20 protein-coding genes are annotated in these 22,547 nt (G+C 70.6%); 11 read left to right on the top strand and 9 right to left on the bottom strand.

What is annotated here, in order from left to right:
- Nucleotides 1-121 precede the first annotated feature (121 nt).
- From ACQPWU_RS15055 to ACQPWU_RS15065, 3 genes are all read right to left on the bottom strand, one after another.
- Nucleotides 122-1,444, bottom strand: coding sequence for a glycoside hydrolase family 30 protein (locus tag ACQPWU_RS15055; protein WP_433440321.1), 1,323 nt, complete (start codon nt 1,442-1,444; stop codon nt 122-124).
- Between the two features lie 433 nt (nt 1,445-1,877).
- Complete coding sequence (locus ACQPWU_RS15060; RefSeq protein WP_433440323.1) at nt 1,878-3,131, bottom strand: lamin tail domain-containing protein; 1,254 nt, start codon at nt 3,129-3,131, stop codon at nt 1,878-1,880.
- 97 nt (nt 3,132-3,228) lie between these two features.
- Nucleotides 3,229-3,954, bottom strand: coding sequence for a TetR/AcrR family transcriptional regulator (locus ACQPWU_RS15065; protein ID WP_433440325.1), 726 nt, complete (start codon nt 3,952-3,954; stop codon nt 3,229-3,231).
- Nucleotides 3,955-4,013: 59 nt separating this feature from the next.
- Here ACQPWU_RS15065 and ACQPWU_RS15070 point away from each other — a divergent pair, with 59 nt between their 5' ends.
- The 7 genes from ACQPWU_RS15070 (at nt 4,014) to ACQPWU_RS15100 (ending at nt 10,622) form a co-directional block, all read left to right on the top strand.
- Nucleotides 4,014-4,229, top strand: coding sequence for a hypothetical protein (locus ACQPWU_RS15070; protein ID WP_433440327.1), 216 nt, complete (start codon nt 4,014-4,016; stop codon nt 4,227-4,229).
- Nucleotides 4,230-4,319: 90 nt separating this feature from the next.
- Nucleotides 4,320-5,321, top strand: coding sequence for a LacI family DNA-binding transcriptional regulator (locus ACQPWU_RS15075; protein ID WP_433440329.1), 1,002 nt, complete (start codon nt 4,320-4,322; stop codon nt 5,319-5,321).
- 16 nt (nt 5,322-5,337) lie between these two features.
- A complete protein-coding gene (locus ACQPWU_RS15080; protein ID WP_433440331.1) occupies nt 5,338-6,603 on the top strand; it encodes a sugar ABC transporter substrate-binding protein in 1,266 nt (421 codons plus the stop codon).
- Nucleotides 6,600-7,472, top strand: coding sequence for a carbohydrate ABC transporter permease (locus ACQPWU_RS15085; protein WP_433440333.1), 873 nt, complete (start codon nt 6,600-6,602; stop codon nt 7,470-7,472). Before ACQPWU_RS15080 ends, ACQPWU_RS15085 begins: the two co-directional genes overlap by 4 nt.
- On the top strand, nt 7,472-8,278 hold the full coding sequence (locus ACQPWU_RS15090; protein ID WP_433440335.1) for a carbohydrate ABC transporter permease: 807 nt from the start codon (nt 7,472-7,474) through the stop codon (nt 8,276-8,278). The genes ACQPWU_RS15085 and ACQPWU_RS15090 overlap by 1 nt, the downstream gene beginning before the upstream one ends.
- Before the next feature lie 22 nt (nt 8,279-8,300).
- Nucleotides 8,301-9,659, top strand: coding sequence for a sulfatase-like hydrolase/transferase (locus ACQPWU_RS15095; RefSeq protein ID WP_433440337.1), 1,359 nt, complete (start codon nt 8,301-8,303; stop codon nt 9,657-9,659).
- Nucleotides 9,660-9,767: 108 nt separating this feature from the next.
- Complete coding sequence (locus ACQPWU_RS15100) at nt 9,768-10,622, top strand: aldo/keto reductase (RefSeq protein ID WP_433440339.1); 855 nt, start codon at nt 9,768-9,770, stop codon at nt 10,620-10,622.
- Between the two features lie 38 nt (nt 10,623-10,660).
- Here the strand turns inward: ACQPWU_RS15100 and ACQPWU_RS15105 are convergent, their stop codons facing one another.
- The 5 genes from ACQPWU_RS15105 to ACQPWU_RS15125 form a co-directional block, all read right to left on the bottom strand.
- A complete protein-coding gene (locus tag ACQPWU_RS15105; RefSeq protein WP_433440341.1) occupies nt 10,661-12,607 on the bottom strand; it encodes a glycosyl hydrolase family 18 protein in 1,947 nt (648 codons plus the stop codon).
- A 244-nt stretch (nt 12,608-12,851) separates the two neighbouring features.
- Nucleotides 12,852-13,808, bottom strand: coding sequence for a catechol 2,3-dioxygenase (locus ACQPWU_RS15110; RefSeq protein WP_433440343.1), 957 nt, complete (start codon nt 13,806-13,808; stop codon nt 12,852-12,854).
- Nucleotides 13,805-14,956 (bottom strand): 4-oxalomesaconate tautomerase, encoded by a 1,152-nt coding sequence (locus ACQPWU_RS15115; protein ID WP_433440345.1) that lies wholly within the window; start codon nt 14,954-14,956, stop codon nt 13,805-13,807. Before ACQPWU_RS15115 ends, ACQPWU_RS15110 begins: the two co-directional genes overlap by 4 nt.
- Nucleotides 14,957-15,173: 217 nt before the next feature.
- Nucleotides 15,174-15,929, bottom strand: coding sequence for a 4-carboxy-4-hydroxy-2-oxoadipate aldolase/oxaloacetate decarboxylase (locus ACQPWU_RS15120; protein WP_433440347.1), 756 nt, complete (start codon nt 15,927-15,929; stop codon nt 15,174-15,176).
- On the bottom strand, nt 15,926-16,663 hold the full coding sequence (locus ACQPWU_RS15125; RefSeq protein ID WP_433440349.1) for a PIG-L deacetylase family protein: 738 nt from the start codon (nt 16,661-16,663) through the stop codon (nt 15,926-15,928). Before ACQPWU_RS15125 ends, ACQPWU_RS15120 begins: the two co-directional genes overlap by 4 nt.
- Nucleotides 16,664-17,303: 640 nt before the next feature.
- Between ACQPWU_RS15125 and ACQPWU_RS15130 the strand changes: the two genes are divergently transcribed.
- Complete coding sequence (locus ACQPWU_RS15130) at nt 17,304-18,149, top strand: DUF1932 domain-containing protein (RefSeq protein WP_433440351.1); 846 nt, start codon at nt 17,304-17,306, stop codon at nt 18,147-18,149.
- Nucleotides 18,150-18,409: 260 nt separating this feature from the next.
- Here the strand turns inward: ACQPWU_RS15130 and ACQPWU_RS15135 are convergent, their stop codons facing one another.
- Complete coding sequence (locus tag ACQPWU_RS15135) at nt 18,410-19,048, bottom strand: GntR family transcriptional regulator (RefSeq protein ID WP_433440353.1); 639 nt, start codon at nt 19,046-19,048, stop codon at nt 18,410-18,412.
- A 259-nt stretch (nt 19,049-19,307) separates the two neighbouring features.
- Between ACQPWU_RS15135 and ACQPWU_RS15140 the strand changes: the two genes are divergently transcribed.
- The 3 genes from ACQPWU_RS15140 to ACQPWU_RS15150 are packed head-to-tail and all read left to right on the top strand — an operon-like array spanning nt 19,308 to nt 22,547.
- On the top strand, nt 19,308-19,799 hold the full coding sequence (locus ACQPWU_RS15140; RefSeq protein WP_433440355.1) for a hypothetical protein: 492 nt from the start codon (nt 19,308-19,310) through the stop codon (nt 19,797-19,799).
- A gap of 58 nt (nt 19,800-19,857) precedes the next feature.
- On the top strand, nt 19,858-21,240 hold the full coding sequence (locus tag ACQPWU_RS15145) for a hypothetical protein (RefSeq protein WP_433440357.1): 1,383 nt from the start codon (nt 19,858-19,860) through the stop codon (nt 21,238-21,240).
- Nucleotides 21,237-22,547, top strand: coding sequence for a VWA domain-containing protein (locus ACQPWU_RS15150; protein ID WP_433440359.1), 1,311 nt, complete (start codon nt 21,237-21,239; stop codon nt 22,545-22,547). Before ACQPWU_RS15145 ends, ACQPWU_RS15150 begins: the two co-directional genes overlap by 4 nt.

Consider the following 22,547-nt stretch of genomic DNA (forward strand, 5'->3'; position numbering starts at 1 on the left):
CATCCCGGCCTCCGGGCATCCCACGCTTGGTCGCTGCCCCTCCCGTCCTTCCCCGGAGGACCGTAACCGCCGGCGGCGGTCGGGTCGGTCGGGGGCCGTGGGAGGGGCGGCTCGGCGTCCGTCAGCGGATGACGATCGTGGTGAGTGCTCGCGGCTGGAGCGTCACCGTGCGGCCCGTCACCGGGGACGGGGTGAGCGAGTTGGCGCCGTCCGTGAGGTACGCGGTCGCCCGGCCGCGCACGTCCTGCCACGTGAGGGGCGCGGTGCCGGTGTTGAGCACCTCGATGACGCGGGAGCCGTCGGCGTTGCGGAACGCGGAGACCTTCAGCGCCGGATCCGCCGTCTGCGCGTCCAGCCGGACCGCGCCCGGACGGATGAACCTGCTGTACGCCGCCAGCGCCCACAGCCGCTTGGACACCTTGTACGTCTTCGCCGTGTCGTCGATCTGCAGCAGCGCCCTGGTCGCGCCGCGCGATCCGCCCAGCCAGTAGACGTAGCCGCTGACGTTGCCGAGCGTGAGCGCGTCGTGCACGGCCTGCGCGATCGCGAAGCCGTCGGAGCCGCTGCCGTCGTCCCAGTTCTCGTTCCAGGTGCTGCCGTTCGGGTTCCACTCCGACATCCAGGTGTTCCTGCTCGTCGGGAGCGGGGCGTCCACGGGGCTGGCGTAGGTGTGCCCGGTGTGGGTCTTCACCCAGCGGCGGGCCTCGGGGTCGGCCTCGATCGCGGCCGTGTACGCCTTCGCCTGGTTCCAGCCGAACGAGTCGCAGCAGACCACGTTCACGCCCTTGGCGACCGGGCCGAGCACCTTGGCGAACTGGGCGGCCTGCTCGGGGGTGAAGCGCATGGAGGCATACGTGGCCGTCCAGTCGGGCTCGTTCGTGAACCCGAGGTCGGTGATCTTGATGCCTTCCTTGGCGTAGAACTTCGTGTACTGCACCAGGTAGTTGGCGTAGGCCTGCTGCCACTCCGGCTTCAGCGTGCCGCCGTTCTTGTCGGTGCCGTTGTCCTTCATGTAGCCGGGGGCGCTCCAGGCGTCGGCGTAGAAGCGCTTCACCCCGTACGCCTTGGCCGCCTTGGCCACCCATACCTGGCTGTTGTCGTCGCCGTCCCAGACGTACTTGGGCGGGGCGTCAGGGCCTCCCGGGTCATCGGGCTGGATCGACACCATCTGGTCGTACGGGCTGCCGGTGGGGGACGAGCCGATGCCGAGCCGCAGGATGCTGAGCCCGGCTCCCTTGTCGCGGTCGAACCACAGGTCGAGGACCTCCCGCTGCTGTGACTCCGTCAGTGCCTTGAGCAGCTCGTTGCGCCGGAACGCCTGGGAGATGCCGAAGCCGTCGATCTCCTGGTGCCTGACGTGCTCGTTCACGGTGATGGCCGGTGGCTGGGACGGGTTCACCGCGGGGAGGCCGAGCAGGGCGACCGCGACAACTCCTCTTAACATGACGCCTCCGAAAGTTTTCGGAAATATATCGATATATTTCATCGATCGCCGGAACCGTAAGTGGTGGAGAGGCATGGCGTCAACCGTCCGGCCGAGGATCTTCACAAGAGCTCGCGTGCGGCGTGAACACGGGCGCGGGAGGACCACGCGAACGTGCGGCTTCCGGCCGAGCCGGACCGGTCACGGATCATGGACGCGGCTCAAACGGCCGTCGCGCTTGCTTCCCGCCCGAGCCCGCAGCCGGTGAGGGCCGGTTGGGCGACGCGTCCAGAGGGCCGGTCGGCGCGGAGAGCGGAAGGCGCACTGTGGCACGGTGCGTCAAGATGGGGCGGCCGGCGAGAGTGGCGGGCCGGAGGCGCACTGCAGTGGCGCGCGCATGACGCGTGGGTGGGTGTGGGGCCAGGGCCCGTGAAGTGGGCCCTGGCCGTGAGTGTCAGCGGCCGAAGGCGATCGTGCGGCCGGCCTTGACCCGGTCCGCCTTGTACGTCACCTGGTCGATCGAGGTGCCCTTGGGGTCCACCAGGACGATGGTGTCCCCTTGGTTGCCCAGGCGTACGGCCCCGTCCAGCGTCACCCTCAGTGCGGCCCCGCCCTCGACCGTGCCGGTCAGCGCCTTGCGGCCGCCGGCGGTGTCCGACAGGGCCCAGCCCGTGAGGTCGATCGGGCCCGGCGTGAGGTTCAGCAGCGTGACCGTCTCGTTCCCGAGGTCGGCGCCGGCCGGGTCGGGGAGTGCCGCCATGATCAGGAGGTCCCCGGCTGCGACGAGCGGCGGCTGGACGGAGGTTCCCGGCGCGGCCGGGTCCGGGGCGATGATGAAGTCCTCGGGCCAGACCGTGAGCTGGATCTGCTGACCGGCCCCCTTGAACACATCGTGCAGGTTGCCGCGTTCGAGCTTGCCCAGCAGGAACACCTCGTCGTCCCGGTTGACCCGGTCCGCCCGCAGCCACGCGTCGAAGCCGTCGAAGTCCGTGAACCCGGCCGCCAGGTACGGCACGATGCGGCGGAACAGCTTCGGCCACATCACCAGGCGTTCCGCGTCGGCCAAGCCGCTGATCGTGGCGGCGCCGTTCGGGTCGGCGGCGGAGCGGGGCCAGATGCCGATGGCCTTGCGCCTGGCGGCCTGCGACACCTCCGCCAGGTGCGTACGCAGCTCCGCGGGCAGCGTCGCGTAGAACGCCGGATAGACCAGCCCGGCGGCCAGCAGCGTGCCGTTCATGGACGCGTCCACCAGCGCCGGGTCCAGGAACACCGACGATCCGTCGGCCCCCGGATGGTCGCCCGCGTAGACGAAGCCGATCAGCCGGCCGTTCGCGTCGACTCCGTTCGTGAGCACGTGACCGCGGATGGAGTCCTGATCCGCGGACTGCACCTTGTTCGGCAGGTCCTCCCAGTAACGCACGTTGGTGAAGCCGAGCAGGCGCAGCAGCTCGTCCCGCGCCGCGTTGGCGCCGGCGAGCTCCTGGTGTGTCTCCTCGAAGTGGGTCTCGAGCGCGTCGATGGCCTCCAGGCGTACGGAGACGCCGCGAGCGTTGATCTTCGGTGGCCGGCCCGAGGTCCGTGGCAGCGTCTCCACCAGCGCGGGCGAGTCGGGCAGGAACTTCACGGTGTCGCCGTCGGGCTCGGGGCCCTGTCGCGGGAGATCCGCGTACCGGATCACGAAATTGCCGCGTAAGAGCGTGTAAGACATGGATTGCCCCCCATCTTGTGGCGAGCGGAGCGTAACTCGCCATCTGGGCAGCGTCCATCCACAATTCAGCGGCGATCTCGTGCTGCTGGAACGGGTGTCAGCCGAGGCGGCTCTGGAGGCCGTCGAGGACCCGCTGGAGGCCGTACTCGAAGTTGTCCTGGTTGGACTTGCCGGCGTCCTGGCCGCGCTGGGCGGCGTAGCGGGCGCGCAGACGCGGGTAGTCCTGGACGGCCCGCTCGGCCGCCGGCCACAGGCGCTCCACCCACTCCTGCTCGGTCTGGCCGCTGCGGGCGATCATGGACAGCATCGCGGCCTCGCCGGTGGACACGCCGAGCACGTACGCGACGACCGTGTTCATCGCCTGGTCGGCCTCGTCGGGCGAGAAGCCGGCGGCCTCGAAGATGCCGAGCAGGTGCTCGGTCTGCCGGAGCATGTTGGGGCCGAGGTAGGCCAGGCCCACCTCGCCGAGCTTGGCGGCGATCCAGGGATGGCGCAGGATCGTGGCGCGCAGGGCGCGGGCGACGTCCTCGATGCTCGCCCGCCACCCGGCGGCGCCGGCCTGCTCCGGCAGGGGCAGCTCGCCGTAGACCTCGTCCACGGCCAGCTCGAACAGCTCGTCCTTGTTGGCGACATGGCGGTAGAGCGAGGTGGCCCCGGCGTTGAGCCTGCTGCCCAGGCGGCGCATGCTCAGGGCGTCGATGCCCTCCTCGTCGAGCAGCCGGACGGCCTCGGCCACGATCTGCTCACGGCTCAGCGCGGGCTGCTCCCGCTCACGGCGCGGTCTCGCCCACACGGAGGGGATGGGCTGTTCGTCTGACGGCATGACACCTACCGTAGCGCACATCGTGCGCACATGCGCACGCCGAACCGCCAATGTATGTCATGCCCGAGGCCGATGCGCCCGTCGCGCAGGCGCGGCTGGAACGTCTGGTTGTGCAAGAAGTCGTCGATCCACGCTGCGGCATGGCGGCCGTCAGCGACGACGTGCCGCACCCGCCGGGAACGCCCTGGGGAGAACCCGGAGCGACGGGGTTGATCTGGCAGGCGCCCGAGGAATACGGTGCTAAACGATTAACACGCCATGAAGCCGGGGTGTGAGGACCATCGCCCCTCTCGGCCTCTCCATCGACATCAGAGGCAGACAATTTCCCGTTATCCCCATAGGGAATGCTAGGTTATTCGACTAACATGAGACCGACAGCGCGACAAGTGGCCGAGCTGGCGAACGTGTCAGTGGCGACCGTCTCCTACGTGCTCAGCGGCCGGGACCGCCCCGTGGCCGCCGAGACGAGGCAGCGGGTGCTCGACGCCGCCAGGCAACTCGGCTACACCCCCAACCAGGCCGCCAGAAGCCTGCGCAAGCGCCGCACCCAGCGGGTCTGCCTGGTGCTGAGCTCGCTCGGCGGCGTGCCGAGCGACGAGCGCCTGGCCACCGACCTGCACGAGATGGCCGACGCGCGGGGCTACTCCGTGGTGACGCTCGCCGTCTACTCCGAGGCCCGTGCGAAGGCCGCCATCGACGTGCTGCGCGGCGGGATCGCCGACGGCGCTCTGATCAACGTCGTCGGCGACCACCTCACCCGCGACCTGCTCACCGGGCTCGCCGCCACCGGGCTGCCGATGGTGGTGCTGAGCAACGAGAGCGGGCTGGAGGGCTGCGACGTCGTACGCACTCCTGAGACGGAGGCATGCGCGGAGGCGGTCGAGCACCTGCTGGCCCAGGGCAGGCGGCGCATCGCGTTCATGGCGCACCGCCACGAGCTCTACCGGGAGAAGCCCGCCGGACGGCTGCTCGGTTACACGACGGCCCTGGACCGGCACGGCGTGACCGAGCGGATCATCACCTCGGGCGCGGACGACCGCGTGGAGGCCTACCAGACCGCCGCCGAGCTGCTGCGCTCACCGGACCGCCCCGATGCGATCTTCGCGGCCTCCGACAGGGCCGCCATCAGCGCGATCTGGGCCGCCAGGGACGCCGGGCTGAACGTGCCCGGCGACGTCGCGATCGTCGGCGCCGGCAACATCGACGAGGGTCTCATCAGCAATCCGCAGCTCAGCACCATCGGCCCGCTCAGGCACGACTACACCGACGTCGTACGCCTGCTCTTCGACCGCCTCCAGGCCGAGGAGCCGCCACCCGCCCGCGAGATCGTCCGCTCCTGGACCTTCCTGCGGCGGGGCTCTTCCTAGAAGGGAAACCTCCGAGATGTCCTCCTCTGTCTCCCGCCGTGACCTACTCCGCCTCGCCGGCGCCGCCGCCGCCGTGCCCGTCCTGTCCTCCTGCGCGGGAGCTCCCACCACGCAGGCCGCCGCGCCCGGGACGTTCACCATCTACTGGAACGCCGGCCACGACTACCAGGCCTACCGGAAGGTCATCGCCGAGTTCGAGCAGGCCAACAAGGTCAAGGTCAACCTGCAGAAGTACCAGTGGCCCGACCTGCGCACCAGGCTGCTCGCGGACTTCGCCTCCGGGACCGTGCCCGACCTGGTCGAGGAGCCCGGCGGGTGGGTGCAGGAGTTCGCCGTCTCCGGCAACGCCCGCTCGCTGCAGGACTACGTCGACCGCGACGGCCAGGCGATGGGCTTCCCCTCCGACTGGCAGCCCGTCACGGTCGAGCGCAACTCGTACCAGGGCAAGGTGTACGGCGTGCAGCTCCACCTGACCTGCAACACGCTCTTCTACAACAAGGCCATGCTCAGGGACGCCGGGGTGGAGGTGCCGACCACCTGGGAGGAGTTCCTCGCCGCCGCCAAGAAGCTCACCAAGGACGGCGTGTACGGCGTCGCGCTCAACCAGGACTACACCTACGTCTGGCCCTGGCTGACCCAGGCCGGTGTCACCCCCTACGACCCGGCGACCGGCAAGGTCATGACGCCGGTCGAGGACGCGGTCGCCGCGCTGCAGTTCCAGGCCGACCTGGTCCACAAGCACAAGGTGGCCCCGGTGCCGGTGTCGAGCACGGACTACTCGGGCCCGCAGAAGCTGTTCTCGGCCAAGCGCGCCGCGATGATCCTCACCGGTCCGTGGGACCTCGATCCGATCAGGAAGACCAGCCCCGACATCGAGCTGGGCGTCGCGCCGCCGCTCAAGCACAAGACGCAGGCCACGCAGGCGGCCGGGGTCAGCATGTTCGTGCCCTCGAAGGCCACCAGACCTGACCTGTCGTGGGACTTCATCAAGCGCGTCACCGCCGTCGACGTGGAGCGGGCCGCCACCAAGGAGACCGGCATGCTGATGCCGCGCGTGTCGTGGACGAAGCTGCCCGAGGTGCAGTCGAACGAGGTCACCAAGGTCTTCGCCGACGCCCTCCCGTACGCGAAGGACTCCTCGCAGCAGGTGCGGCTCACCGGGCAGCTCGGCAAGTGGGAGGAGCAGCTCAAGGTCATGTACCAGCAGGTGCTCATCCAGAACCAGCCGGCCGCCGAGGCGCTCGCGACGTTCACCAAGTCGGCCGAGGGCTTCCTGCGGTGAGACCCCGGACCCTCGCGGGGCGTTACGCCAGGACCGCCTACCTGTTCCTCACCCCCGCCATCCTGTTCTTCGCGGCATTCTTCTACCTGCCGATCGGCAACGTGGTGGCCACCAGCCTGCGTACCGGGCCGCAGGCCGACCAGTGGGCCGGGCTGGGCAACTACGCGCAGGCGCTGGCCGACCCGGCGGTGCGGCACTCTTTCCTGGTCACCGTGGCCTTCGCGGTGGCGGTGGTCGTGGGCTCGATCGTGCTCGGGCTGGCCCTGGCGATGGCGCTCGACCAGCCGCTCAAGGGCCGGGTGGTGTTCCGGGTGCTGCTGCTGGTGCCGTACCTGACCTCCGTGGCGATCGTCGGTCTGCTGTGGCGCAACATCCTCGACCCTGAGCTGGGCGTGCTGAACCGGGCGCTGCTCGCGGCCGGGCTGCCCGCCCAGCAGTGGCTCAACACCTCGCCGCTGCTCACCATCGCCGCCGTGACGCTCTGGCAGAGCGTGGGCTACACGATGGTGCTCTTCCTGGCCGGGCTGCAGGGCATCCCCGAGACGTACCACGAGGCCGCCAAGATCGACGGGGCGGACGCGTGGCGCCGGTTCTGGCGCATCACGCTGCCACTGCTCGCGCCCACCACGCTGTTCGTCTCCGTCATGGCGGTGATCTCGGGGCTGCAGGCGTTCGGGCAGGCGTACATCATCACCGGCGGCGGCCCGGGTGACGCCACCGACCTGTCCGTCTTCCACATCTTCAACGTGGCCTTCCGCACGAGGGACTTCGGCTACTCCTCGGCGCAGTCGGTGCTGCTGCTGATCGTGATCGTGACGTTCACGCTGGTCCAGCTCCGGGCGGGGCGGCGCGGAGAGGTCGTGTACTGATGCGCCGTACGCTGCTCTACATCCTGCTCGGGCTCGCCTCGCTGGTGACGGTGCTCCCCCTGCTCTACATGCTCTCGCTCTCGCTCCAGACCGAGGCCGAGACGTTGTCGGCGAACGCCGTGCTCTGGCCGGACTCGCCGCAGTGGGGGAACTACGCCGAGCTGTTCGCCCGCGCGCCCTTCGGCAACTTCATCGTCAACAGCCTCGTCGTGGCCGGCGCCATCACGCTGGCGCACCTGATCTTCGACCCGCTCGTCGGGTACGTGTTCGCCAAGTTCCGCTTCCCGCTGCGCAACACGCTCTTCGTGGCGCTGCTGGCCACGCTCATGGTGCCGTTCTTCGTGCGGATGATCCCGCTGTACGTGCTGATGGCCAACTTGGGGTGGCTCAACACGTACCAGGGGTTGATCACGCCGTTCCTCATGGACGCGTTCGGGATCTTCCTCATGCGGCAGTTCATCCAGCCCATCCCCGACGACCTGATCAGCGCGGCCCGCATCGACGGCGCCTCCGAGCTGGGCATCTACCGGCGGATCATCCTGCCGCAGACGCGGCCCGCGCTGGCCGTGCTCGGGCTGTTCACGTTCGTCTTCCAGTGGAACGAGTTCCTCTGGCCGCTGGTCGCCACCACGACACCCGAGATGCGCACCATCCCGGTCGGGCTCACCCTGTTCAACCAGGAGTACTTCACCCTGTGGCACCTCACGGCGGCCGGCTCGGTGATCCTCTTCGTCCCCACCGCCGTCCTGTTCGTCCTCACCCAGCGATACTTCGTCCGCGGCATCGCGCTGACCGGTCTCAAATAGCAGTTCGTTAGGAGCCCTTTTCTTGCGTCCGAATGTGATCGTCTTCTTCACCGACCAGCAGCGATGGGACACCGTCGGCCCCTTCACCCCGAACCTCGACCGGATGGCCAGGCACGGCACCCAGGCCACGGTCGCGCTCACCCCGCAGCCGGTGTGCGCGCCGGCCCGCGCCGCCCTGCAGACGGGCCGCTATCCGACCACGACCGGCGTCTACCGCAACGGCCGCCCGCTGCCGTCCGAGGAGCGCACGCTGGCGCACCACTTCGGCGCGGCCGGTTACGCCACCGGCTACATCGGCAAGTGGCACCTGGCCGGCAGCGAGCCCGTGCCCGCGGACCAGCGCGGCGGCTACCGGTCGTGGCTGGCGGCCAACGCCCTCGAGCACACCTCGGACGCGTACCGCACGATCGTCTACGACGAGGCGAACGACCCCGTGATGCTGCCCGGCTACCGCTCCGACGCCCTCGTGGACGCCGCCATCCGATTCGTGGCCGACCACCACGACGAGCCGTTCTTCCTCTTCCTGTCCTTCCTGGAGCCGCACCACCAGAACGAGGTGGACAACTACCCCGCACCCGACGGGTACGAGGAGCGTCACCAGGGCCGCTGGATGCCCCCGGACCTGGCCGCGCTCGGCGGGACCGCCCACCAGCACATGGGCGGGTACCTGGGGCAGGTCAAGCGCCTGGACGAGGGGCTGGGGCGGCTGCTCGACGCGCTGCGCAGCATGGACCTGCTGGACGACACGATCGTGGCGTACACCTCGGACCACGGCAACCACTTCAAGACCCGCAACGGCGAGTACAAGCGCTCCTGCCACGACGCCTCGCTCCGCGTGCCCCTGGCCCTGCGCGGCCCCGGCTTCGACGGCGGCGGCGCCGTGTCCCGCCCGCTCAGCACGCTGGACCTCCCGCCCACGCTCCTGGAGGCCGCCGGGCTGCCCGTGCCCGCTGAGATCCAGGGGCGTTCGTTCCTCCCGCTGGTCCGCGACTCCCGGGCTCCGTGGCCGGAGGAGGTGTTCTTCCAGGTGAGCGAGTCGGAGGTGGGGCGCGGGATCCGCACGTCCCGCTGGAAGTACTACGCCGTCGCCGAGGACGCCCACCCGTGGGACGACCCGGCCGCCTCCGTCTATCGCGAGCAGGCGCTGTACGACCTGGAGAACGACCCGCACGAGCTGGTGAACCTGGCGGGTTTCCCGTCGCACGTGGAGGTGGCGGCACAGCTCCGGGGGCGGCTCGTGCGGCGGATCGTGGAGGCCGAGGGGTCCGAGCCGTCGATCGAGCCGGCCATCGAGCGCCCCGCGCCGCCGCAGGCGATGACCGACCCGGAGGTGCGGCTCCGCGGCGTCAAGCCGGCCCGCTTCGGCCACCAGCGCAGGTGACACCGGCCTCCTCCGCTTCCTCGTCCTGCCGGAGGGCCGGGCGATCGGCGCCACGGAGTCCGGCATGCTGGTGGGAGAGTAAGTTTCGACCTTGACGGAGTGCTGCGCATGTCTATTGAGCTCCAGTCCACCGGCACGTTCGCCATTGGTGACAAGAGCGTGCACCGCCTCGGCTTCGGCGCCATGAGTCTCACCGGGCCCGGGGTCTGGGGGCCGCCCCGCGACCACGACGAGGCCGTCCGGGTGCTGCGCCGGGCCGTCGAGCTGGGCGTCGACTTCATCGACACCGCCGACTCGTACGGGCCGTACATCAGTGAGGAGATCATCCGGGAGGCGCTGTACCCGTACCCTGAGCAGCTCCTGATCGCGACCAAGGCCGGGTTCGTGCGGCCGGGGCCGGCGCAGTGGGTGGTCGTGGGCCGGCCCGCGTACCTGCGGCAGGAGGTCGAGATGAGCCTGCGCCGGCTGCAACTGGAGCGGATCGACCTGCTCCAGCTGCACCGCATCGATCCGGAGGTGCCGCTGGAGGAGCAGCTCGGTGAGCTCAAGGCGCTCCAGGACGAAGGCAAGATCGGCAGTGTCGGCCTGTCGGAGGTGAGCGTCGAGGAGCTCGAGCGGTCGCGGCGCATCGTCGAGATCGTCACCGTGCAGAACCGCTACAACCTCACCAACCGGTTCTCCGAAGGCGTGCTGGAGCACTGCGAGGAGCAGGGGATCGGGTTTATCCCCTACAGCCCCATCGCCAAGGGCGCGCTGGCGGCGCCCGGCAGTCCCGTGGACCATGTCGCCAAGGCCGTCGGGGCCACGTCCGCGCAGGTCAGCCTGGCCTGGCTGCTGGCCCGCTCGCCGGTGACGATGCCGATTCCCGGCACCTCCACAGTGGCCCACCTGGAGGAGAACCTCGCCGCCTCCACCGTGGAGCTGACGGCCGAGCAGGTGAGCGAGCTGACCGCCGCGCGCTGAGAAGGGCCGGCCCGTGACCGGGCCGGCCCCCTTGTAGGTCAGCCCAGGCCGTTCCTCATGGCCGTGATCAGCTCGCCGCTGGTGGTGTCGCCGCTGAGCTCCCAGAAGAACGCGCCGCCGAGGCCTTGGTTCTTCGAGTAGCTCATCTTGCCGCCGATCGTGCTCGGCGTGTCATAGCTCCACCACTGACCGCCGCAGTACGCGTACGCCGTGCCCGCCACCGTGCCGGTGGCCGGGCAGCGGGTCTTGAGCACCTTGTAGTCCTCGATGCCCTGCTCGTACGTGCCCGGCGCGGGCCCCGTCGCCGTGCCGCCGGGTGCGGCCTGCGTGACCCCGGTCCAGCCGCGGCCGTAGAAGCCGATGCCGAGCAGCAGCTTGCTCGACGGCACGCCCTTGCTCTTGAGCTTCTGGATCGCGGCGTCGGAGTAGAAGCCCGGGGTCGGGATACCGGTGTAGGAGGTGAGCGGTGAGTGCGGGGCCGTCGGTCCCTGCGGCGCGAAGGCGCCGAAGTAGTCGTACGTCATGACGTTGTACCAGTCGACGTACTGCGCGGCGCCGCCGTAGTCGGCCGCGTCGATCTTGCCGCCGTTGGTGCCGTCGGCGGTGATGGCCGCGGTGACCAGGTTGCCGGAGCCGAAGCGGGAGCGCAGCGCCGACATGACGTTCTTGAACGCGGCCGCGCCGCTGGTGTCGCAGGTGAGGCCGCAGGCGTTCGGGTACTCCCAGTCGATGTCGATGCCGTCGAACACGTCCGCCCAGCGCGGGTCCTCGACCAGGTTGTAGCAGGAGTTGGCGAAGGCGGTCGGGTTCTGCGCGGCCTGGGTGAAGCCGCCGGACCAGGTCCAGCCGCCGAAGGAGAACAGCACCTTCAGGTTCGGGTACTTCTTCTTGAGCTTGCGCAGCTGGTTGAAGCTGCCGCGCAGCGCGCCGGCGTCCCACGTGTCGGCCACGCCGTCCACGCTCTCGCTCGCCTGGTAGAAGCGGTCGTAGTCGGCGTAGCTGTCGCCGATCGTGCACTGGCCGTTCTGCACGTTGCCGAACGCGTAGTTGATGTGGGTCAGCTTGGCCGCCGAGCCGCTCGTGTCGATGTTCTTGACATGGTATCCGCGCTGGTAGACGCCCCACTGCACGAAGTAGCCGAGCACCTTGTTCCCGCCGCCTCCGCCGCCGCCCGTGGTCGTGGCGGTGATGGAATTGCTGTTGGCGGAGCGGTTGCCGGCGGCGTCGCGGGAGCGGACGGTGTAGGTGTAGGCGGTGTTGGCGTTCAGTCCGGTGTCGGTGTGGGTGGTGCCGGTGACGGTGGTGATGAGGGTGCCGCCTCGGTAGATCTCGTAGCCGGTGACGGCGACGTTGTCGGTGGAGGCGTCCCAGGCGAGGGAGACGCTGCTGCTGGTGACGCCGGTCGAGCGCAGGTTGCCGGGCACCGACGGGGCCGTGGTGTCGGTGCCGCCGCCGCCCGTCGTGGTGGCTGTGACCGTGTTGCTGTTGGCGGAGCGGTTGCCGGCGGCGTCGCGGGAGCGGACGGTGTAGGTGTAGGCGGTGTTGGCGTTCAGTCCGGTGTCGGTGTGGGTGGTGCCGGTGACGGTGGTGATGAGGGTGCCGCCTCGGTAGATCTCGTAGCCGGTGACGGCGACGTTGTCGGTGGAGGCGTCCCAGGCCAGGGAGACGCTGTTGCTGGTGACGCCGGTCGAGCGCAGGTTGCCGGGCACCGACGGGGCCGTGGTGTCGGTGCCGCCGCCGGTCAAGACCTTCCACAGGGCGGGCACGTTCGGGGGCTCCCAGCCGGGCTGGGAGGTGTGGCTCTGGATGCACTCGTACTCGACGCCGTTGTACGTGACGTGCGTGCCGGCCGTGTAGGCCGTCCACGGCGCCCACTGGGCCACGGCGGCGTACACCGAGGCCGAGGCCTGCGGCGGGGCGACGGCCACGGCGCTGAGGGGCAGCAATAACGCCACCAGGATCTTGCTCAGGGTGCTGTGTCTCATGGCTCTCCGACATCCGTTGGGGGTTTATGGGGGGTGGGATGCCAGGAAACTATTAGGAAAGTTTCCTTTAAGTTATGAGACGACGTTAGCCTCTGCCTGCGGGGGCGTCAATGAGTGAAATCGGCCCGCCACCCGCCTCGCTCGGTTGACGGCGACTTGCGGCGAGCCGGCGGGCCGCGCGGCTGTCATGCGGCGGTCCGGCCCCTGACCGAGGGCGTTGTGGTCCCTTGAGTGCGGCTGGTCGTCACTCGGCGGCGAGGGGCGGGGTGCCGTGTGTGTGGAAGGACGCGATGGTCTTCAGCCCCCACGCCTGGCCCTTGGCGCGCTCGGCCTCCGTCCACGTGATCGTCCGCCAGTCCGGCGCCAGGATGAGCCGGGTCAGCGGGTTGCACAGCTCGATGCGGTTGCCGCCGGGCTCGTAGACGTACAGGAAGAAGGTCTGCTGGATGGCGTGCTTGTGCGGGCCGGTCTCGATGAACACGCCGTTCTCCAGGCAGATGTCGGCGGCCCTGAGGATGTCCTCGCGGGTGTTCGTGGCGAACGCGAGGTGGTGCAGCCGGCCGGAGGCGCCTGACCAGTCGTCGGTGTAGACGAGGTCGTAGGACTTGTTCGCGAAGTGCAGCCACTGGGCGGAGATCCGGCCGCTGTCCAGCATGATCTGCTCGGTCACGCGGGCGCCGAGCACGTCGCGCACGAAGGCGCCGCTGGCCGCGGCCTCGGCGGCCAGGAAGTTGACGTGGTCGAGGCGGCGCACGCCCACCCCGCGGCCGGGGAACGCCTGCGGCTGGTTCTTCAGCGCGGGACGCAGCTCCTCGGGCGCCTCGTACCACTGCGACTCCCAGTAGATACGCAGCTCGTGGCCGTCGGGGTCGTGGAAGGCGTATGTCGGGCCGCGGCCGGGCTCGCCGTCGCGCCAGCCGATGCCGCGGCCGGCGTCCTTGATCGCGAGCACCCTGCGCTCGAGCGCCTCCTGGCTGCTCGCCCGCAGCGCGGTCACGCGGATGCCCGACGCGTGGTGCGCCGTCAGGGTCACGCTGTGGTGCTCGTAGTCGTCATACGTGCGCAGGTAGACCGAGTCGCCGTCCTGGCCGTTGGCCGTCATCCCGAGGATCTCGGTGAAGAACCACAGGCTCCGCTCCGGCTCGGGGGTGAGCAGTTCGACGTGGCCGATGTGGGCGATGTCGTGCAGCAGTGCGTTCACAAATGCGATCCTCCGTCGACTCGTGTGCTCGAGTAAGGCCCAGGGTGCGGCGAGTGCGCGGGGGCAGGGACCGCCCGGGGGCGTGGGAAGACCGTGCCGTCGAAGAGCTTGCGCGCGGTCCGTACGTTCGCCGCCCTCAGCGCGGTCGGCGGGCTGGTGGACAGGTCGAGCTCCACCTCGACCTGCAGGTGCCCGGTGGGGTGCTCGACGTCCACACGAGGGCCCTCGGGCAGCCGGGCGTAGCGCCCGGCCACGCCGTGCTCCAGCAGCGCGGCGGTGACCACACTGATCGCGCCCAGCACCCCGATCGCGGTGTGCGGCCTGACCGGGATGAACGTACGGGTGCACAGCGCGCCGCCGTCCCTGGGCGGGGCCACCAACGTGGTCTTGGGCACGGCGTCCTCGGCGACGTCGCCCAGCCCCATGAGCTTTCCGGCCTGAATGCGCAGCGACTGCACGCGCTCGCGCAGCTCCTCGTCGGCCGCGAGCGTCTCGTGGGGTTCGTAGCCGGTGATGCCGAAGTCCTCCGCCGCCGCCACGACGACCGGCATGCCGTTGTCGACGCAGGTCACCTCGATCCCGTCGATCACATCGACCTCGCGACCGGTGGGCAGCAGCCGGCCCGTGCCGGAGCCCGCGGTGTTCTCGAACCCGAGCACCACGGCCGCCGCGGTGCCGGGGACGCCGGAGATAGCGGTGCCGCCGCGGTAGTCGACCCGGCCGCCGGGGGTGGGGAAGCGGGCGGTGGCGAGGCCGCCGGTGTTCAGGAGGCGGATGCGTAGCTCGGTGTCGCCGCGTCCCGCGCGGACGAGGCCGCGCTCGACGGCGAACGGGCCCACTCCGGCGAGCAGGTTGCCGCAGTTCTGCCTTGCGGACACGATCGGCTCGTCCACGCCGACCTGCAGGAAGAGGTAGCCGAGGTCGACTCCCGGCTCGGGGCCGGCCGACACCACGGCCACCTTGCTGGTGAGCGAGTGCGCGCCGCCGATGCCGTCGATCTGGCGCGGGTCGGGGCTGCCCAGGATGCGCAGGAGCAGATCGTCCCGCTCCCCGGGGTCGCCGGGGAGGTCGTCGGCCAGGAAGTAGGCGCCTTTGGAGGTGCCGCCACGCATCAGCATGCACCGCACGCCATCGTCAAACCCACCCATGCCCGCCACCACCATCACGCCGAGCCATCCGCCTCATGCCGCCACCGCCGCGCCGAGCCCTTCGCCTCATGCCCGCCAGGACCGTGGCGAGCCAACCGCGTCATGCCCGCCAGCACCGCGGCGAGCCAACCGCCTCATGCCCGCCACCGTCGCGTCGAGCCCTTCGCCTCTACGCGTCGCTGTCACGTCGGGGCCGTTCGCATGAGTTCCGTCGCCGTCACCTCGAGCCATGGTCACCGTGCTCCTGCTCGCCCGCGTCTTCCCGTCCCGCCGCCCCCGATCCGTCGTACTGGTCGGCCGTCACGTACGAGATGCCGAGGGCGGGCAGTCGTTCGCGCAGGCCGTACCGGTCGAGACCCAGCTCGCCCTTGGCGAACGCCTCGCGTGCGGCGGCCTCCTTGGCGGCCCGGACGGAGGCCGCGGCGATGCCCCGCTCCAGGTCGGCGCGCGGGACCACCAGCACCCCGTCGTCATCGGCGATGATCGTGTCGCCGGGCCGTACGAGCTGCCCGCCCACCGTGATGGGCACGTTGACCGCACCCGGGGTCGCCTTCACGGTGCCCTGGGCGCTGACGGCCGCGCTCCACACGGGAAAGCCCATGGCCCGCAGCTCGGCGACGTCGCGCACGCCCGCGTTGATCACCAGCCCGCGCACCCCGCGAGATCGCAGCGACGTGGCGAGCAGCTCCCCGAACATCCCGTCGGTGGACGGCGAGGTCGTGGTGACGACCAGGATGTCGCCCTCCTGGCACTGCTCGACCGCCACGTGGATCATCAGGTTGTCGCCCGGCCAGCACAGCACGGTGACCGCGTTGCCGCCCGTCCTGGACCCGGGCCACGCGGGACGCAGCCCCGGCCCCAGGCAGCCGGTGCGGCCGAGCGCCTCGTGCACGGTCGCCACGCCGTACGCGGCCAGGGTGTCGATCCGCTCGAGGCTCGCCCGCGGAGTGCCGGTGACGACTACGTGCCTCACGCGAGCACGTCCGTAACCTGCGGATACAGCCGCATGTAGGCCTCGCCCATGGTGTAGTGCGGCAGGCCCAGGTTGGGGCCCGCGTTGCGGCGTAGCTGCACCCCGCGACGCTTGGCCAGGTCGGTGTAGTAGTCCCACATGTGCTGCTGGGCCGGCAGGCACTCCATGGCCTTGCGCTTTCTGTCGAAGGCGGGAGTGATGTCGAGCAGCACGTCGGGCTTGAAGTCGCACTGCTCTGGCTGATGTGGCTCGAAGAAGAACACGGGAGGCGCGCCGAGCGGCTCGCCGGGCGCGTCGTAGCCCGCGGCCTGCGCCAGCACGCGTGCCTGCAACGCCATGCGGGCCGCCGCCGGGTGGTCGCCGTTGTACGGGTCGGCCGGCGGATGGGTCAGCACCACGTCGGGCTCCAGCTCCCGGTAGACGCGCACCAGCCGGTCGACCAGCTCCGGGCTCTCCACCAGGGGGTAGTCGCCCGCGTCGAAGAACTCGATCTCGGCGCCCAGCGTCGCCGCGGCGTTCTGCGCCTCCTCGCGGCGGATCGCCTTGATCTCGTCGAGCGTGCGGCCGGCCCGCCACGCCTTCGCCGACTCGCCACGCTCGCCGAAGCTGAGGCAGACCACCTTGGCGCGCTCGCCGCGGTCGGCCGCGAGCGCTATCGCGCCGCCGGCGCGCCAGACGAAGTCGCCCGCGTGGGCGCTGATCACCAGGAGGGTGCGGGTCTTTGCCGAGGTCACGCGCTGACGTTACGAGCCGGGCGGACTGATTGTCAACAGTTTCATCGGCAATCCGCTCCCAGCTCCGGTTTCGGGTTGGCGGAGGGGGCTACACGACAATATTGTCAACGATACGGCCGGCTGGAAGTGGAGAGGATGCCCAATGGACGGACCCGAGGTGGCGCTGCTCGGCTACGGCGAAGTCGGCCGCATCCTCGCCCACGGCCTCGCCCCGCGAGTGCGCCTGCGCGTCTATGACCCCGCCTACCCTCCGGCGCCGCCGGTCTCGCTTGCCGCGGGACGCTCGCCGACGCCTTCTCCCGCGCCCGCCGCAGGACGCGCCCCTGGTCTTTCCCTCACGTCGGATCCGGGTCCCGCGTCAGGACGCGGTGGTGGACGGTCCGGGTCGGGTCCTGTGCCGGGATGGGGCGGCGTGTCCAGGTCGGGGGAGGGGCCGGGCTCGGGTGCTGTGCGGGGGTCGGGTGGCGCGTCCGGGTCGGGGGAGGCGCCGGGTTCGGAGAGTGCTCCCGGTTCGGGGTCCGTACCCGACGCGAGTCCTGCACCCTACTCGGAGCACGCATCCGGCCGTGAGCACGGGCAAGGCTCTAGCCACGCAGGCGGGCCGGGGCGCCTGGCTGGTCCGGGCGGCAAGGTGCGCGGGGTGGCTTCGGCGTCCGTGCCGGAGGACCGGGTGACCGAGGCCGGCGCGGTGCACCTGCCCGGCCTGGCGCAGGTGATGGGGCAGGCGTCCGGCGGAGGACCGTTCTTGGTGGCGTGCAACGCTGACGCCGTTCGCGGGGCCGACATCGTGATCGCTGTGACCACCGGCGCCGACAGCGTGGCCGCGTGTGAGGAGGCCCGCCCGCACCTCAAGCCCGGTGCGCTCTACGCCGACCTTTCCACCAGCGCACCGGGTGACAAGCGGCGGATCGCCGAGCTCGTGGAGTCGGCGGGTGCCACGGCGGTGGACGGTGCGATCATGGCGCCCATCCCGTTGCGGGGGCTCGCGACCCCGATCCTGGCCAGCGGGCCTGGCTCGGAACGGTTCGCCGCCTTCGCCGGCCCCTGTGGCATGGACGTGACGCCGATCGATGGCTCACCCGGGGACGCGGCCGCGCGCAAGCTGCTGCGGAGCGTGCTGGTGAAGGGGCTGAGCGCGCTGATCATGGAGTCTCGGCGCGCTGCCGAGGCGGCCGGGCTGGGGGAGTGGTTCTGGGATCACCTGCTGGAGACGGTGACCGGGGCCGACGAGCGGTTCGTGCAACGACTGCTGGAAGGCGCGGGGCAGCACAGCCTGCGGCGGGTGCACGAGATGCACGCCGCCACCCGGATGCTGGAGTCGCTCGGGGTGCCTCACGCCATGACCGCCGCCACGGCCGCCACCTTGGAACGGGTGAGCCGCACCGGCATCCAGCCCATCCCGGGCATCGGCGACGATGCCGGTGACGCCCGCGTCATGGACGCCGGCGCTCCGGCTGAGGACGCGAGTTCGGGCCGAGGGGCGTGAACACGGGGCACGAGTTCCGCGTCGGCGGCACCACGGCCGGGCGGGAGAACGGCGCGTCCAGCGTGGTCGGACGGGTCAAGAGGGCGACGGCCCAGGTCCCACGAGTGCCGCAGATGGACAGGGCGCGGTGGGTGTGGGTGCAGCCGGTGGAGACGGCGTGGCCGGTGTGGGTGCGGCCGATAGGGACGGCGCCGTCAGTGGGGGTGCGGGGCGGGAGGTCGGCGACCCTCCCGATGCCGGTGGGGCGTGATGGCGGTCAGTCAGTCGGTCGCCTCCAGGGCCTTGGCGACGCTGCGTAGATGCTGCTGCATGGCCGTCTGCGCCGCCTCGGGGTCGTGGGCGACGATGGCCGCCACGATCAGCTCGTGCTGAGGCAACGACACCGCCGCCCGCCCCGGCTGCCGGGCCAGGCGGAACTTGTGCCGCACCACCTGCGCCCCGAGACGTTCGATGATCGACGCCGACGTGCGGTGGTCGGCGATCTCGCGGACCTTGGCGTGCAGGGACGCGTTCAGCTCGGAATATCGGTCGAGATCGTTCGACTCCACGGCGGTGCGCATGTCGGCGACGATCTCCCGCAACTGCGCGGCCTGTTCGGGGGTGACCCGTTCGGCGGCCTTGGCGGCGGACAGGCCCTCCAGCACCATCCGCACCTCCGTGATCTCGATGGCCTCGGCCTTGGAGACCGCGCGGACACGGGCCCCCTTGTTCCGTAGGATCTCGACCAGGCCCTCCCCGGCCAGTTCTTTGAACGTCTCGCGCACGGCCGTCCGGGTGGCCCCGAACTGCTCGCACACGTCCGCCTCGACCAGCCGCTGGTTGGGCACGAAGTCCCCGCCGAGCACGGCCGCCCTGAGCCGGTCGGTCAGCGTCTCCTCCAGCGGGGAACCAGGCGCCACGGGATCCTCCCCAATTCGTCAGACCAAGCCTGGTTGACAATATTATCGACAATCCAGCAGTGCGAGGGAGCCGGTGCTCGAAGCACTCAACGGCGACCCGCGCCTCGAGCCGTGAGCCCGCACCACGGGCTTTGATCATTTGAGCCCGTTCTGTCGGTGGGGTCGGGTAAGTTCCCGGATCAATTGATCAGCCGGTCGCGCAGACGCGGGCACTTCCGCCTGCGCTCGCGAGCCGGCCGGGGCGGGAGGTTCTGAGGTCGTGGACGCGGACAGAGCCGCGTGGGAGCAGCGCAGCGTGGTGCGAGTGGTGCCGCCTGTCGAGCCGCGCAAACTGGCGAAGGTGCCCTTCGTCGAGCTGGCCGACGGGCGGTTGCAGGGGGTCGTGTCGAGCGGGTCCGACATCGAGCGGGTCTACGTCTCGTCGATCACCGCCGGCACCCACGCGCTGAGCTGCAGCACCAACAACAACCGGCCGTGCGGCGCGCTGCACGGCTACGCCTGCAAGCACATTCATCAGCTGGCCGACGAGGCGGTCCTGCAGTACGGCCTCGACCGGGTGGCCCGCTACCTGGGGGTGGAGGTGCCGGAGGGCCGCTTCCTGATGTCCTGCGTCAACGGGCCGGTCGAGCGCACCCCCGCGGCCGTGGTGTTCAGCCGGTTCCTGCGCCACCTGGGCTACCTCGAGGTGCCCGGCAGCACGGAGCCGCTGGCCGAGCTGCACTGGTTCCCGGCCATGGGGGCGATGCGCTGATGCCCAGGCTTCCGGCGGTAAAGGCGGACGAGCTCCATGCAGGGAAGGCGGTGCGGTGATGCTGGACGTACAGCTCGGTGAGCTGCTCGGCGACGCACCCACAGGGGTCGGCGAGGCGCTCGACCTGGTGGCGGGGTTCGACGACGCGCTCACCCACGGGTTCGCCCGGCTCGGCGAGCAGGCGTCCGGAGCGCTGGCCGCCCTTGCGGGCGCGCTGGCCGCCAGCCCGCTCGGTGACCGGATCGGCGAGGCAGCGGAGAAAGTGGCCGCGGGATCGATCGGCGACGAGCACCTCGCGGTGCTGGCCGGCGGGCGGGCGGCGCTGTTCGGAGCGGTGCACGACGCCCTGCTCGCCCGGCTCGACGCGGCGCTGGGCCGCACCCGCGCGGCCTGGGAGCCCGCGGAAGGCGAGATGCGGCCGGACAACGTGCTCGCCGGATGCCGGGGCTGGCTGCGCGAGCTGGCCATCACCGGCTGGCGTGGCGTCGACCACGACCTCGTCTCCTCCTCCGACCCGGCGATCGAGGCGTTGCTGGCCGCGCCCGAGCTGCGCGGGCTGGCGGTGCTGCTCGACGGCCTGGCGGCGGAGCTGCGGGCGTCGAGCCCGGTCGCCACGATGGACCTGCTGCCCGCGCGCCGCTGGGCCGACCTGTGGACGCGCGCCCTGCTGCTGTCCCAGAAGGGCACGTGGAACGGCGCCGCCGAGCCGGTCTCGGGGCGGCTGCTGATCCTCGGTGCCGACGTGCATGAGCACGCCACCGTGGTGCGGGTGCAGGTCCACGGCATACTCGAGCCCGCGGGCGGCGCCCCTTCCAGGCTCGTACGCACGAGCGTGGCGGCCGCCAAGGTGGACACGATCTCCGGTCCCTCGGTGTGGCGGCTGATGAGCGACCACTCCGTGCTCATGGGCGCGCTGGCCGGGCACCTCAGCCTGGAGATCACCGGCATGCCGCTGCTCCCGGGCGGCGACCTGCTGTGGCAGGACGACAGGGCGAAGTCCGGCGAGGCGGCCGACCCGTTCGCGACCGCGCGCATCCAGCTCCCCGCGGCCGAGGCGCCGCCGACCCCGCCGCTCGACCGCCATCCCGTACGCATCGCGGAGCCGGTGTTCCTCGAGGGCTACACGATGCAGGACGACACGCTCGACCTGGGCGGCAACACGCTCCCGGTGGCCCTCGACCGGCTGCCGGCCTGCGGGCCGCTCACGCCCGAGCTGGTGTCGGCCTCCTCCGCGTGCATCGGCCTGATGCGCTGGGACGGTGGGCAATGGCTCCTGCAGCCGCTCGCCGTGCAGGCCACGGTCAAGAAGAAGCCCGTCGCCGCGCACTCCGGCGACTGGGCCATGGGCCCCACCGACCCCAAGGTCGTCAAGGCCGAGGCCAAGGCCGGCGACGTGGTCGCCGTGCTACGCGAGCGAGCGGGGCGGTTGCTGCGGAAATGACCGAATCCCAGACCGCCTCGGACGAGACCCGGCGCCAGGTGCTCTACTGGCGCCTGCTGTCCCGCCTGTTCGGCACCGACGAGCAGCCCACCCTGGAGCGGGCGAGCGTGGCCATCGTCGACGACCTCGGCCTCCCGCCGGCCCTGCTCGACCCCGGCATCTCGGTCGACAACCTCGTGCAGCGCTTCCCCGGCCTGGCCGCCGAGTTCGAGGGTCTGATGACGGAGCAGGACCACGAGGAAGGAGACGAGGTCCGCCGGGCGGCACTGGTCTCCAAGCTGCTGCTCAACGTGTTCGCCACAGGCTCGGGCAACGTCACCGCGGGCCAGTTGGAGGCGTGGAAGCAGGACGCGGGCTGGTTCGAGCGAGGCATGGGCTGTGAGCCAGGCGGGCTGCGCCACAGCCCCGGCAACGAAGAGCTGGCCAAGTTGCTCGCCGGGCTCGAGGGCGACCTGGTCAAGCGCATGCACCTGCGCGAGGTGCTCGCCGACCCGGCACTGGCCAGGCAGCTCACGCCCAGCATGTCGCTCATCGAGCAGCTGCTCAGAGACAAGTCCAACCTGTCGGGCGTCGCCCTGGCCAACGCCAAGTCGCTGATCCGCAGATATGTGGACGAGGTCGCCGAGGTGCTGCGTACCCAGGTCGAACAGACCAGCGCGGGCGTCATCGACCGGTCGGTGCCGCCGAAGCGAGTCTTCCGCAACCTCGACATCGAGCGCACCATCTGGAAGAACCTCACCAACTGGAGCCCGGAGGACCAGCGACTCTACGTCGACCGGCTCTACTACAGGCAGACCGCCCGCCGCACCACCCCGGCCCGCCTGATCGTGGTCGTCGACCAGTCGGGCTCGATGGTGGACTCGATGGTCAACTGCACCATCCTGGCGTCGATCTTCGCCGGGCTGCCGAAGGTGGACGTGCACCTCATCGCGTACGACACCCGGGCGATCGACCTGACCCCGTGGGTGCACGACCCGTTCGAGGTGCTGCTGCGTACCAAGCTCGGCGGCGGCAACGACGGCCCGGTCGCGATGGCCATGGCCCGCCCCAAGATCGCCGATCCGCGTAACACCGTGATGGTGTGGATCTCCGACTTCTACGAGTTCGACCGTTCGCAGCCGCTCTACGACGGCATCGAGGCGGTCTACCGCTCGGGGGTGAAGTTCATCCCCGTCGGCTCGGTCAACAGCTCGGGCCAGGAGAGCGTGGACCCGTGGTTCCGCAAGAAATTCAAGGATCTGGGCACCCCGGTGATCTCAGGCCACATCCGCAAGCTCGTCTTCGAGCTCAAGAACTTCCTCGCTTAG

Source organism: Nonomuraea sp. CA-141351, from assembly GCF_050944675.1.
Classification (GTDB): Bacteria; Actinomycetota; Actinomycetes; order Streptosporangiales; family Streptosporangiaceae; genus Nonomuraea.

What these genes read in the sequence shown, in the direction of transcription:
- ACQPWU_RS15055 (WP_433440321.1), bottom strand. Translation starts at nt 1,444, where the DNA reads ATGTTAAGAGGAGTTGTCGCGGTCGCCCTGCTCGGCCTCCCCGCGGTG.
- ACQPWU_RS15060 (WP_433440323.1), bottom strand. Translation starts at nt 3,131, where the DNA reads ATGTCTTACACGCTCTTACGCGGCAATTTCGTGATCCGGTACGCGGAT.
- ACQPWU_RS15065 (WP_433440325.1), bottom strand. Translation starts at nt 3,954, where the DNA reads ATGCCGTCAGACGAACAGCCCATCCCCTCCGTGTGGGCGAGACCGCGC.
- ACQPWU_RS15070 (WP_433440327.1), top strand. Translation starts at nt 4,014, where the DNA reads ATGCCCGAGGCCGATGCGCCCGTCGCGCAGGCGCGGCTGGAACGTCTG.
- ACQPWU_RS15075 (WP_433440329.1), top strand. Translation starts at nt 4,320, where the DNA reads ATGAGACCGACAGCGCGACAAGTGGCCGAGCTGGCGAACGTGTCAGTG.
- ACQPWU_RS15080 (WP_433440331.1), top strand. Translation starts at nt 5,338, where the DNA reads ATGTCCTCCTCTGTCTCCCGCCGTGACCTACTCCGCCTCGCCGGCGCC.
- ACQPWU_RS15090 (WP_433440335.1), top strand. Translation starts at nt 7,472, where the DNA reads ATGCGCCGTACGCTGCTCTACATCCTGCTCGGGCTCGCCTCGCTGGTG.
- ACQPWU_RS15100 (WP_433440339.1), top strand. Translation starts at nt 9,768, where the DNA reads ATGTCTATTGAGCTCCAGTCCACCGGCACGTTCGCCATTGGTGACAAG.
- ACQPWU_RS15105 (WP_433440341.1), bottom strand. Translation starts at nt 12,607, where the DNA reads ATGAGACACAGCACCCTGAGCAAGATCCTGGTGGCGTTATTGCTGCCC.
- ACQPWU_RS15115 (WP_433440345.1), bottom strand. Translation starts at nt 14,956, where the DNA reads ATGGGTGGGTTTGACGATGGCGTGCGGTGCATGCTGATGCGTGGCGGC.
- ACQPWU_RS15145 (WP_433440357.1), top strand. Translation starts at nt 19,858, where the DNA reads ATGCTGGACGTACAGCTCGGTGAGCTGCTCGGCGACGCACCCACAGGG.
- ACQPWU_RS15150 (WP_433440359.1), top strand. Translation starts at nt 21,237, where the DNA reads ATGACCGAATCCCAGACCGCCTCGGACGAGACCCGGCGCCAGGTGCTC.